This window comes from Saccharopolyspora hattusasensis (assembly GCF_050972075.1).
In the GTDB taxonomy this organism is placed as follows: Bacteria; Actinomycetota; Actinomycetes; order Mycobacteriales; family Pseudonocardiaceae; genus Saccharopolyspora; species Saccharopolyspora hattusasensis.
In genome coordinates this window covers 2,169,258-2,183,165 of sequence record NZ_JBPCDC010000001.1, presented here as the reverse complement: position 1 = coordinate 2,183,165, position 13,908 = coordinate 2,169,258, and the positions used below count along the sequence as shown (strand labels likewise).

The window sequence follows — 13,908 nt, the reverse complement described above, 5'->3', positions numbered from 1 at the left end:
GGCTGTTTCCATGCTCGTCCTGCGTGGGCGGTGCGGGTGGCCGCCCCCCTGCGGGAATTACGGTCGCCGCCTGGACTGCGGGATCCCCGACTCATGAATGCAAATTCGCCACGCCGGGGACTTGCCTCGCCAAGAGCCCGGACGGGGTGGGCACAGCCTGAGAACCCGAGGCGGTGGCGATCTCGGCCAGGAAGGTCACTGGCCGCCGCACCGCCTCCGGAGCCGCGGAAGCTGCGGAACCTGTGGAAGCCGCGGAGCCTGCGGAAGCTGAAGAACACCGTGACCGCACGGTGGGGCACGGTGCCGCCGCCGATGACCCGCCCGATCCGATGGGACCGCGTCGCCGGGTAGTACGACCAGATGATCAAATACGCTATCGCGATCCGTGTGGGCACCGCCTCCACCGAGACGATCCTGCGGCGGCTTTACCGGTCTCCGGCATCACCGGGAAACTAGCCCGTCGTAGGGTGATGGCCAACGGCGGCCACTGCGGTGCCCCTGGCGTGATCACGGCTTACGAGAAACGACTCGCAGGCCCAGTGGTCGGCTCCGAGCCTCGGAGCCGGAGCGAGACCGATGCCCATTTTCTTCTATTGTCCGGGCTAAAGGGACACACTTTCGGGCTTCCGTGGCGGAATGTCGTGTTGTCTGGCAGTGTCGTTCCGATTTCGCGTGCGCTACGCCGAATGCACGCATGACGAGAAGTGGGGGGCGATGCTTGGTCAGGAACGTTGGTTTCTGCTGGCCGCCCCACAGTTCCGGAGGCCCCGGACGAGGTGTCTCGGCTGGAGTTGCCAAGCGTGCTCAAGACGAATCGCCCAGGTGGGGCCGGAGACCTCTACTCGTGTGACAGCTGTGCGGGGCGGATCCCCTCGACACCCCACCGCAGGCCCGCCTTGCGGAGGTCCTGGTGCTCTGCAATGAACTCCGCGGTCAGCGATCTCGGCCGCGAAGAAAGCCGACGCCGCCTTGAGAATCGCGTTGTCACGCTTGAGTTCCGTATTCCCCCGGCGTAGCCGTTTCCTAGTCTCTGGTTTGAGGGTGGGGTGGGTGTGATGTTTTCGTCGATCATGGTGCCGGAGGGGGTGCGGCGGCTTTTTCAGGTGTTGACCGGTGAGGATATGACGGATGCGGATGAGGGTGCGTTGTTCGCGGTGGCGGAGATGTTGGAGTCGGGTGCGGCGGAGCTGGGCGAGGTGCGGGCGTTGGTGGCGGAGTTGGTGGGGAAGGTGCGGACGGAGTTTTCGGGGAAAGCGGCGGACCGGTTCGCGGACGGGTTGGGGATTTTTGATGGGTTGTTGTCCTCGGGCCAGGCGGGGTTACTGGATTTAGCGGTGTTCGTGCGGAAGACGTCGCAGCAGGTGCGGTATCTGAAGCTGGTGACGATTTATAGCCTGGAATTGCTGGCGGTGGAGATGTCGTGGGCGATGCAGTTTGCGGGGGCGACCGCTGGCGCGTCGCTGGCGTGGCTGGCGGCGCGGATGGCGGTGATGCGGTTTTTGTTGACGAGCTGGTGGAGGCAGTTGTTCATGCGGTTGGCGATGATGGCGGCTGGTGGTGTGGTGTTCAACGTGCTGCCGGACGTGCAGGCCCAGCTAACGATGCGGGGTGAGGAATCGGCTGAGAAGTGGGATAGGACGCTGACCGAGCAGGCGGCGGGGATGGGGGCGTTCTCAGCGTTGGTGGCGCTGCCGATGTCGGCGGTGGGCGGTCTGGTCAGCAACACGTTGACGAAGGTCCTGGTGAAGGGCCTGGGCGATGACGTGGACGCGGCGATCCTGGAGGCGGCGGCGAAGAAAGCGGTGGCCGAGCACGCGGAGTTGTATCCGGTGTCGGCGATGGCGAAGTTCGCGGACGCGGTGGGCAAGAGCCTGGATGACTATGCGGGGATGTCGGTGGGGGCGATGTGGCTGGCGCGGTTCGGGCATAGCGTGGGGGAGGCGTTGGCGGGCTCGTTGTCGGAGTTGTTCGGGGAAGCGTTGTATGCGGCGGCCACGGGCCAGAAGGTGACCTGGAACCCGTTTAGTTTGACGGCGGGTTTGTTCGAGACGGTGTTCAGCGGTGTGGGCAACCTGGCGGGTTTGGCGTTGCGGGGCAAGCTGCACCCGGAAGGCCCGAGCCCGTACCTCGAGAGCACCGGCGGGGGCGGGGACGGCAGCGACGATGGTGGCGGGTCCGGTGGGGAAAAGGCCCCGCTGCTGGGGGCAGGGTCCGGGTCGCAGACAGGGAACATCCCTGGCTCCCCAGACAAAGACAGCACGTTCATCCCATCCGATACCTCACAATCGGCTTCCTCCGATGCCTCGCGATCGGATGCCTCGGATGCCTCGCGATCGGATGGCTGGACTGGCTCGGATTCCGGGGCCGGCTCGGATTCCTCGAGTGTGTCTGATGTGGACTCTGTTTTCTCGGATACCGGGTCGGTGGATTCGGCTGCGGTGTCGGTGTCTTCTGGTGACGGCCTGGTGGTGCCCGGTTCCGCTGTGGTGTCTGCCGTTGTTGTGGGCGGCACGGACGGTAAGGACGGTAAGGACGGCACGGACGGTAAGCGGGGCGCCGATGGCAGTGTGCCGGGCAGGGACGCGACCGGTGGTGTTCCGGTGGTGCCCGGTTCCGGGCAGCACCGGCCGGGCACACCACCACCCGCATATTCCAGTGGGGTACCGGGTGTTGATCCGGACCGGCCGGGCACACCACCACCGCCGTACAGTCCGGATCCCGGTGACGATCAGGCCGTGCCCGGGAAGCGGCCGCTGGAGGTGCCTGCCTCGAGGACACCGGACTCCCCGACAGTGACCCCGCATGCTTCTGATGTACCCGCGGATCCCCCGCGCCCGGAGACAGTCAGGCCCGGGTCTGTCGACGAATCTGACGATCGGGTGCCTGCGGATGCCGCGCGCCCGGGGACTGTCGGGTCCGGGTCTGTTGTGGACTCCGGCAGTGGTGTGCCCGCGGATGCCGCACGCCCGGAGACTGTCGGCTCCGAGTCTGTTGTGGACTCCGATGGTCGTGTGCCTGGGGCGTATCCGGGGTCGCCGGGTGGGGTGACCGGCCGTGATGGGGATCCCGGTGTGGACTCGGTTGCGAGGCGTGGGGGTGCGCATCGCCAGGATGGGGTGGTGGTGTCGGCGGATTCGGTGACACTGTCCGGGGAGGGGTCGCCGGCGGCGCCGTCTCTGGATCGGGATCCGGTGGCGGTGTTGCCGGCGGGCTTGCCGGCGAACGTGGTGCGGGTGCCGGTGTCCGCAGAGGTGGTTGCTGGTGGCGGGTTGGCGGAGTTCGTGCGGGGCGCGGATTCCACGGGTGGGGCTGTGCTGCTGGTGTCCCCCAGCGATCCGAACGCGGGTGTGGTGGTGACGCGGGGTGAGGGGTTGGCACTGGCGAAGGAGATGGGCCGCAACGTTGTCGCGATGATGCCGGGACAAGGCGGGCGCGAGCCGCGGTTCATGGTGTTCCCCGCGGATGGTTCTCGTCCCAAGCCGCTGGCCGGGCCCGGTGCTGCGGTCCTGACCGGCGGGGGTAGGGGCGTGGCCGGCCTGGCAGAGGCCTCGGCAACGGTCCCGGCCGCCTCCGGTGACAAGACGGTGGCCCGGGGTAAGGCACCGGCTACCGGGACGGGGTCCGCCCAGGCGAGGTCGGTGGCTGGGGAGGTACAGCCCGCGTCGACCACGCCCGATGCCGGGGCGGGCACGGTACGGGATACCAGTCGGATACCGGTGGGGCAGTGGACGCAGGAGGAACTCGCCAGCGCGATCGGCGAGGCGAAGAAGCTGGACCCGTCCAGAGACGAAAAGGAGACGGCCGGGCAGATCGTGCAGGACAGGCATGACGTCGCGGAGTTGGCTCGCCGGGATGCCGCGGTGCCGTTGGAGAATGTGGTGGCGCTGGTCGCGGCCAAGTACCACGAGCTTGGCCGGGAGCACTGGGCCGAGGTGGTGGAGTTTTCCCGGGCACTGGCGGACAGGCTGGGTACTCGGCGCAGCAGGCCGATCATCCACGCCGGAGCCGGGCCGGCACGGCTGTCCGATGTGGATTCCGCCCCGGTGCCCTTCGGTGAGCTGAAGCCGTTGAGGGGGGCGGTGGATGCGTGGGGGTCTGAGCTGCGTGGCGGGGAGGGGTCGTTGCCGGATGTGGTGGATGGCCGGCGTGTGGTGCTGGGCGCGGGGGATTTGGCGGGGGTTTCTGAGGAGGGGCGGGCGGCGCTGGAGGCTTTCCAGGCGGCGACGGAAGTGGCAGCGGAGCCGAGGCTGGCCGACGTTGATGGTCACAATGTCATGGCGTTCCTGCGGATGCTGGACTGGTGGGGCGTTGCGGGCCATGTGCTCGTGGTGATGGAGCGGAAGACGACGTGGAGAACCCCCAGGCTGTTGCCGTCGGATCTGGACGGTCGGGAGTTGGTCGAGAAGCGCATCGACGCCTGGTATCTGATGGGTGAGAACGCGGAAGGGGAAAGGTCGGAGGCCGCCACGCGGCCGGAGGACTTGTGGGACCCGCTGACCCAGGTGTCGCCGGAGGTGTTGCCGGTGGTGCCGGAGCATCTGAATCCGGACCGGGTTTTGCCGCCGGGTACCGCGTTGGAGAACATCGGGGAGTCGGTGGAGTTCTTCGTGCATGTGGTGGATCCGGCTGGTGTCAGGGTGGAGTACGGGCTGGCGGATCAGGGGTTGTCGCTTCGTGGCCGCGAGGTCGAATGGGAGGGGTTGTTCGCGGCCCTGAACGATGAGGGTCCGGCGGAGTTGATGAGTATGGTCAACCCGGGGGTGCGCCGGGACCAGTATCTGGCTCAGGCGTTGGGGGTGGATGAGGCCACGGCGCGGGTGTGGCGGATGTGGTCGCACCTGCCCGAAGAGTGGCATGCCGAGGCGTTGCGCCGGGCGATCATCGGGTCGGTGGTCAGCACCTACGGCGGGCGAGAAGCGGTCAAGACACTGGTCAAAGACCTGCTGCCGGACGGTCCACCGTACGACGAGCGGTTGCAGGTCCTGGGGCAGTTCATGGTGCGCCTGGCCGATCGCCGCCGTCGGCTGGAGAGGTCGGGCGAGGAAGGGCGTGCCCAACCGGGTGCCCCCCGCAGCGCGGCTGAGTACCGCGCCGAGCTCCTGAAAGAGGTGGACAGGCTCGGTGGCCTGGACGAGGTGGTGCGTGCCGGGAGCAGGCCCGACATCCGGGTGGAGGTGCGCGAGCTCGGCGGTCCGCCACCGCAGCGTGCCGGTGAGCTGGGCAGGCAGCCCAGTCCGCGGGAGCTGAACGTGCTGCGTGAGTTGGTGCATGCCCTGGACGGTCGTGAGTTTGACTACCTCAGGCGCTTCTTCGGTGACGACTGGACGATCGCCCAGACGATCGGCGTCGAGGAGGAAGACGTGAACGCGTGGGAACATGGCCGTCCCGGCGATCGTGCGGTGGCGCGTGGGATCTTGCTGGACACGATTGTCGCGGCGTTCGGCGGCCCGGAAGGGGCGGTCGCGGTGGAGGACCGATTGCGGGAGCTGACCCGCCTGAGGCGCGTGCGGATGTTCGCGCACAGGCAGCCGAAGGAGGCAGCTACCGCCGCGGACAGGTTTTTCGGTTTGCCGACCACGGAGGATCGGTGGGATTGGACTCCGGGCGACGCGGTGGACTACGTCGCCGGAGATCCCGAAGTCCCGGATAAGGAATTGGTGCGCCACCTCGGTTGGCGGCGAGCGGCTGCGGTGACCGCAGTTTCCCAGTCCATGGCTCAGGCCTGGCTGGACGGCAGCCGCCAGCCCTCCCCGGAGCATCTGCGGCGGATGCGCGAGGCTGCCCGGCCCTGGAACTCGGAGCTGGTGCGCTACCTCGGCCCGGGCCGGGCTCTCGAGGTGACCGACGACGGGTGGTCTGTAGAAGAGCAATATGTATGGGAGTGGCTGGCGGGCGTCTCGAAGCCCCCCGCGGAGCAAGCCGGGAAGCTGCGCCGGGATGTTCTGCGGGCTATCCGGGATGGGCTCGTCCCGCCAGCGTGGTTCAGGCGGTTGGGTTGGAGCGAGAACTGGATACGGGAGGCTGAGCGCCGTCTCGCGTGGGCCGATGCCACGCAGGGAGAAAAGTTCCCGTCCGACGCATGGGAACAGTGGAAGAAGGTGAATGCCCCAGTTCCGCCTTTGCGGCCCGAATCGCGAGAGGTCATCGATGGGCTGGGGAAGTCGCTGAGGGCTTCGGTCAATTACATCGTTGTTCAGGTCCTGCTGGGCAATGCGTACGCGAGGGCCATGGTGGAGGGCTCGGGCATCGTGATTCCCGACCCGGGTTCTGAGGCGGCCACGGAGTTGCTGGAGCAGATCGCCGACAATGTCCGCGCGGCGAAGGGCTTGCTGCATTCTGGTGTGTTGCGGCGGGTGGTGGGAGGTGCGGCGAGTGAGCGGTTCCAGGACGCGACCGGGCGTGTTGTCCCGCAGCCCCGGCTGACCGATGGCCCCGCTGCGGTGCAGGAGTTCATGGAGCAGAGGGCGGGGGACGACGTTCATTTCCTTGTGCTGAGGGTGCCGCAGGCGACCTCGCAGGATGCCCCGTCGGCGACCCCGCAGGGTGTCCCGCGGGCAGAGTATGTGACGGGCGAGGATGCGGATAGGTTCCTGGCCTCTGGTGCCTTCTTTGAAGGCGGGCCAGCGCATTATTTCGTGGACGCGGTCCGGGGTGATGGTAGAAGGATCGATCCCGCGTCGACGTTGGAGTGGGACGTGATGGCGGCCGCGGGCGATGCTTTGGCTTGGTGGGCTCAGCCTGACCGACTGGGCCCCGCGGGGGCCGCCGACACCGTGAAGATTCTGGGTGGGTCGGCTCAGACGGCGTGGCTGGATGGCCGGTTGCCGCCAGCGGCGGAGTTGCTTGATTTGCCGAAGTCCGAGCGGCTGGACCGTAACCTGACCGGGGTTGTGGAGCTGGCCGAGCTGGCGGGCCGCATGGAACAGCATCTGGAGACGATGCCGCCGGGATCCGGTCAGGACGGTACGCGTGCACTGGTCGAAAGTGCGAAACGCATCGTACGACAGGGAGCCTGGACCTCAACGGATTTGCGGTGGGTCAAAAAGAGGTTGCCTGGGATGCGGAAGGCCGAGCGCGAGCTGGCGCGCTCGTTGCGTCGTACTGCTGCGGATCGGGAGCTGCGAGGGTTGAGCGATGAGGCCGATGCGGGGTTGGAGGAATTGTCCGACGAGGCAAGGGACAAATTGCGGGACGACGCATACGAAAAATTGGGGGCGCCACTTAACGGCTCGTCGCGGGCTGTAAGCGTGATGGCCTATAACATGATGCGTGGCGTCGGGGACGGTGAGATCGCGCAGGTACAGGCGACGCTGGGCCGTATTTGGGTGGACTTGATAGCTGTGAGTGCGGGCGCGGGGCCAGAGCCGGCGAGTGACCGGGGTGGGGGGCCCGAATCGGTCGGTGATGCGGGCGTGGTGCCCGCGCGGCGTGGGGATGTGCGGCCGGAGTCCACTGAGGGTGCGTCGGCTGATGCGGCGACCGGTGACACCGAGAGCGAACCCGATGCGGCGGAACTGCAGCAGCTGCGGGATCGGCTTTCCAGGTTGAGGGGCGACGACGGGGTGCCGTCTGCGAGCCCAAGGTCCGACGGTGGTGTTGTCTCGGCGGAGGGCGGCGCTGTTTCGCAGGATGGTGTCGCTGCCTCCGTGCCGGACAGACCGCAGGACGAAGGTGCAGCCGTCGAGCGGACCGTGCCATCTCGCACGGTGGATGAGTTTAAGGCTCGGTGGGCAGGCTATTTGGCTGCCAATGGGGAGTTCGGTGATCAAGTTGGATTGTGGGCGGCGGTGGCCGTGCAGCTGTGGATGGGTGAGCGTCCGGAGGGGGTTGCCGGTCGGGGGCCGTCGGTCGACGAGCAAGAGCGTCTGTGGGATTCGATCACCCGTGCGGTGGGACTGGAGATCGTGCGCCGTGTCGAATTCAACGGCTTGATCAATGCACTTCGTAGTGACTTTGTTCAGCCGACGGATACCGCGGTGGAGCGGTGGGCGGAGCGGATCGGAAAGGCTGCGGATCGGGTGGAGCAGTGGGAGGCGTCCGCTGACCCGGCGTCGGTAAGTACCGTCCACGGAGTGGCGGCGGTGATGCTGGGGCCGATGCCAGAGGCGGAGCCGGGCACGGTGGATAACGACGTGTACGAAGCAATTTTCTTAGTGCACAACGCAATACGCCTAGTGCTGACCGAACTGCTGACGGGTGTGGGGGAGACACGGGAGATAGCGGATGGACGCGACATCGCGGAGTTGATGAAAGCGCTTTATGACGACTTTGCGGCACTGCTTGATATTCCATCAACAGATCCTTCGTGGCGGCGTAGTCGGGCGAAGACCGCTTCGTGGTTCGATCCCGAGCCGGTTCCCTTGCGACGTGACCAGTGGGAGAATCTGCGGCAGGCTGAGCCGGACTTCTCGGTTCGGTCCGAATTAGTGGAAGTGATGGGTCACAGCACCCCAAGGGCTATCGTGGGCATCGAGCAGTTGGTGCGATACGATGTGCGGCGGATCAAGGTGGAGGGTCGTTGGGTTCAGGAGTACACCCTCAAATTTTTCCTGGAAACCGACTCGCTTATGGGGTCCATCGATCGCGCGACGTTCGTTGAGAAGGTACGCGCCGTGGCTGATCGGTATTTCAACCAGGGTTACCGGTTTCCGTCGGGCGAGCAGTTCCAAGTGCGGGTCGAGTTCCCTGACGATCCGGAAAATGCGCACCAGGCGATCTCCCAGGACAGCAGCTTGCAGGCAAGCCTCCTGAACATGGATCTCGTGGGTGCCGATGCGCAGCTCGCCCGGATCTTGGGGCTCTATCTGGGAATTCTGGATGAAACCCCGCAACAGCGTTGGCCTGGGCAGGATGTTCGGGGTGTGTTCCATCGGGACGACATGCCGGTGTCCAAGAACCAGCGGATCGCGATACCGCGCCGGAACCGGGTGTATGGCGACGAAAGCGTGATGTGGTGGGGTAGTAGTGGTGGTCGGCTGTTACCGCGGCATCTGGCGCAGCTGGAAGAGAGCACGCGGGCGTACGGGTTCCGCCCGGGGTCGGCGGATGCGGGTTCGCCGACGCTTGCCGCCATCCGGCCGGAGGATTTCGGGTCGGTGGCGCAGTGGCGGGCTCGAACGTTGGACACGCTGTTGTCGCAGAACGACATTGATGTCGACTCGGTAATGGATGCGTTGCGCTCGGTGCGGGGAAAGCGGGTCGCAGTCGAGGGACTGTACCGGGCGTTCCAGGCGCATACCGGTCGGGAGCTGGATTTGGTGTTGGCCGATGTCCTCGGCGGGGATGATGCCGCGTATGCGGCACAGTTGTTGGGAATGCAGGCTGATTCCTCTGACACCGGTGACCCCGAGCCGCCGTTTACCTCGGTGCCGCCGGGACTCGGTTACAAGCCGCACCACCGTCGGGATGTGTTCGAGTACGCGGCTGCGGTTCGTGGGTACGTGTCCACAGGTTTGGGGGCGTCCGATCCTGTGGTGCGGGAGCAGTCTTTCGAAGCCGCGATGCGCCTGATGGGTGCGCTGGACCGTGACCTACGCAAGATTTGGGCGGTGCAATCGGCTTACAAGACCCAGTTCGGCTCGGACTTGCGAACGGACTTGATCCAGCTGCGGAGTGATGATCACGAAGCGATCGGGAACGTTATGGGTGACGTCATTTCGCGGCCCGCTTCGATGGAGCAGATAATCGGGTGGCACCGGAAGCTGAAGGACACCACATTCGAAAACTATTCCCTTGGCAGGACGCCAGTTCGTTATGATCACCCCGAAGACGGCTGCTACCTCCGGGTGCACGCCTGGGTGATGGACCTGGTGCGAATGGGCGCCTCTCCGATGAAGATCTTCGTTGCCCGCACCGACCCCAAACTGGGCTTTTATTCCCCATATGCAGAAAAGGCGTTGCCGGGCAAGCCCGCGAAAGTGGAACATCGCTATCACGTCGCTCCGATGGTCGCGGAGCATACCGATTCCGGGCCGAGGTGGTGGGTGCTGGACTGGGCCATCAGTGCCAACAGCGGCGATCACGATGCGCGTCCGCTGACGATTGACGAGTGGCTCCGTCAGATGGGTGTTTACGCCCATGGCGAGACCGTTACACGCTATCACGGTACGGCGGAAGAGATAAAGCAGCAGTACATCGACGACTGCAGAACCGGGCCGTCGCGCACATATGACGACGGGGGGATGTTTCCCCAAGGGCGGGCTATCGTCTTGCTCGCGCCCGCGCACGTTTGGTTTCCGCATCCAGAGAGATCGCCGGCATTCCCGGGGGATCTTTTTGAGGCCGATCTCCGGTTTCGGGATGACGAAAGCCGCCTCGTCGAGATGAACCGCACGGCCGAGCGGCGTGCCAGGCGGCGCCTGGAGGAGACGCCGGGTGTGTCCGCAGCGGATGGTTCTCGTCCCAGGCCGGTGGGCGGGCCCGGTGCTCCGGTGCCGGCCGGTGTGGCGGACTCCTCGGCTGCTGTTCCGGCCTCCGGTCCGCAGGCGGTGGCCCCGAAGGCGACATGGCCTCGGGCGGCCTCGGCGGCCGGGGGCCCGCAGTCTGCGGCCACCACACGCGATGGCGAATCAGCACGGCTGTCCGATGTGGATTCCGCCCCGGTGCCGTTCGGTGAGCTGAAGCCGTTGAGGCCTCCGGTGGATGGGCGGTCTGAGCTGGGTGGCGGCGACGCGGAGTACGCGCGGGGCGGGTCACGGGGGTCGCTGCCGGATGTGGTGGATGGTCGGCGTGTGGTGTTGTACGCGGAGGATTTGGCGGGGGTTTCTGAGGAGGGGCGCGCGGCGCTGGAGGCTTTCAGGGCGGCGACAAGAATGCCTGCGGAGCCAAGGTTAGCCGACGTTGATCGTCACAATGTCTTGGCGTTCGCGCGGATGGAGGACTGGTTGGGCGTTGCGGGCCATGTGCTGGTGGTGATGGAGCGGAAGACGACGTGGAGAGCGCGCAGGGGGCGATCGTCGGATCCGGAAGCACCGGTGTTGGTCGAGAAGGGCATCGATGCCTGGTACGTGAAGGGCGAGTACACGCCAGGGGCGAGGCCGGATAGTGCCAAGCGGCCGGAGGATTTGTGGGATCTCCTGACCCAGGGGTCGCCGGGTCATTTGGGGGAGGTGCCGGAGCATCTGGATCCGGACCGGGTTTTGCCGTGGGGTACCTGGTTGGAGAAGATCGGGGAGTCGGTGGAGTTCTTCGTGCATGTGGTGGATCCGGCTGGTGTCAGGGTGGAGTACGGGCTGGCGGGTCCGGGGCTGTGGCGTCGTGGCCGTGAGGTCGAGTGGGGTGGGTTGTTCGCGGCTTTGGAGGATGAGGGGCGGCCTGCGGTGTTGATGGATTTGGTCAACCCGTCGGTGCGTGAGAGCCGGTATCTGGCTCAGGTGTTGGGGGTGGATGAGGCCACGGCGCGGGTGTGGCGGATGTGGTCGTACCTGCCCGAAGGGCATGCCGAGGCGTTGCGCCGGGTGATCATCGGGTCGGTGGTTAGCACCTACGGCGGGCGGGAGGAGGTCAAGCGTCTGGTCAAAGACCTGGTGCCGCCCGGTGAGCGGTACGAGGAGCGGTTGGGTGCTCTGGGGCAGTTCATGGTGCGCCTGGCGGATCGCCGCCGTCGGTTGGGGGGGTGGGGCGAGGAAGGGCGTGACACCCGCAGCGCGGCTGATTACCGCAAGGAACTGCGGCAAGCGGTGGCCTACTTCGGTGACCTGGACCAGGTGGTGCGTGCCGGGAGCAGGCCCGACATCCGGGTGGAGGTGCGCGAGCTCGGCGGTCCGCCACCTCAGCGTGCCGGTGTGTCAGGCCGGCAGCCCAGCCGGCGGGAGCTGAACGTGCTGCGTGAGTTGGTGCACGCCCTGGACGGTCGTGAGTTTGACTACCTCAAGCGCTTCTTCGGTGAGGACTGGGACGTCGCCGCGGCGATCGGCGTTCTTCCGGAAGACGTGCGCGCGTTGCGGCTTGGCCGTGGCGGTGATCGTGCGGTGGTGCGTGGAATCTTGCTGGACGCGTTTGTCGCGGCGTTCGGCGGGCCGGAGAGGACGGTCGCGCTGGATAACCGATTGCGGAAGCTGGGCCTGGGCCCCCTGACGGGCCTGCGGACGGCCTCGCAGGGGGAGCTGGCTCATCTTCGCCATGTGGTGGAGTACGTCGCCGGGGGTGCTGTTCCCGCCGGAGCCTCGGATCAGGAATTGGTGCGCCACCTCGGTCCGGCCCGGGCGGCCCTGGCGACCACAAATACCGAACCCACGGTTCAGGAGTGGCTGGACGGCAGTAGCCAGCCCAACGAACTCGCTCTGCAGCGGATGCGCGAGGCTGCCCGGCTCCCGAGCTCGGAGCTGGTGCGTTACCTCGGTCCGGGCCGAGCAATCGAGGTGACCGACGCCGTCGAGGTGCCTGTAGAAGAGCAATATGTATGGGAGTGGCTGGCGGGCGTCCGCGAGCCCCACGCGGAGCGAGCCGGGAAGCTGCGCCTGGATGTTCTGCGGGCTATCGCGGATGGGGTCGTCCCGCCGGCGCCGTTCAGGCAGTTGGTGTGGAGCGAGAACTGGATACGGGAGGTTGAGCGCCGTCTCGCGTGGGCCGATGCCACGAAGGGAGGCGAGTTCCCGTCCGACGCACGGTCACAGTGGACTGCGGTGAACGACGTCTTCCGGAGCGTTCGCGCTCGTCGGGCTGGCCCAGTTCCGCCTCTGCGGCCCGAATCACGAGAGGTCATCGATGGGCTGGGGAAATCGCTGAAGGCTTCGGTCAACTACATCGTTGTTCAGGTACTGCTCGGCAATGAGGTTGCGAAGGCCATGGTGCGGGGCTCGGGCATCGAGATTCCTGCCCCGGGTCCTGAGGCGGCCACGCGATTGCTGGAGCAGGTCGCCGACAGCCTCCGCGCCGCGGAAGGCATGCTGCACTCTGGTGTGTTGCGGCGGGTTGTGGGAGGTGCGGCGAGTGAGCTGTTCCAGGACGAGACCGGGGGTGTTGTCCCGCAGCTTCGGCTGACCGATGGCCCTAATGCCGTGCGGAAGTTCATGGGGCCGCGGGCGGGGGACGACGTTCATTTCCTTGTGCTGAGGGTGCCGCCGGCGACCTCGCAGGATGTCCCGCGGGCAGCGTATGTGACGGGCAACGGCGCGAATAGTTTCCTGACCTCTGGCGCCTTCTTTGAAGGTGGGCCGGCGAACTATTTCGTGGACGCGGTCCAGGGTGATGGCAGAAGGATCCATCCCGCGTCGACGTTGTCGTTGGGCGTGATGGCGGCCGCGGGCGATGCCTTGGCTTGGTGGGCTCAGCCTGGCCGCGCCTCCGCGGCCCCCAGCGACGGCGACGGTTTCGCAGCGCCCGCGTCGCTGGGGGAGGGTTCGCAGCCGACGGCCGCGGACATCATTCTGGGGGGGCCGCAGGTGGCGTGGCTGGATGGCCAGTTGCCGCGAGAGGTGGGGTTGCTTGATTTGCCGGAGTCCGTGTGGCTGGATCGTAACCTGGCGGGGATTGCGGAGGCCGCCGAGTTGGCGGGCCGAATGGAACAGCATTTGAAAGCGATGCCGCGGGGATTCGATCCGGACCGTAAGTATGCACGAACCGTCGAAATTGCGAAACGCATGGTACGGCAGGGAGCCTGGACCTCAGAGGATTTGCAGAGAGTCAAAAAGAGGTTGCCCGCGATGCGGGAGGTCGAGAAGAAATGGCGCGACTTGGCGTCCCGGACTGCCCGAACAAACAACGCTTAGCTCTGTACGCCCTGGTCACGTGCTCGGGTCTTGATGTTGATTCCGCTGTCGTCGGTGTGGACCAGATGACCGGCCGTGATCGCCTCCGGTGAGGAGAGCTGATCCGCTACTTCACGCTCGGATCGGACGATCGGGATCGGCTGAGCCGGTCGGCGCGCGGCGTCGGGAACCACCTGGGCCCTTGCGGTGCAGGGCTGAC

The 13,908-nt window shown here is 66.4% G+C and carries 1 protein-coding gene; it reads left to right on the top strand.

Features of this window, described 5'->3' with window-relative positions; all coding sequences use genetic code 11:
• The first annotated feature begins 1,055 nt into the window (after nt 1-1,055).
• Nucleotides 1,056-13,709, top strand: coding sequence for a protein-glutamine glutaminase family protein (locus tag ACRXBZ_RS09495; protein ID WP_433878779.1), 12,654 nt, complete (start codon nt 1,056-1,058; stop codon nt 13,707-13,709).
• Nucleotides 13,710-13,908 lie beyond the last annotated feature (199 nt).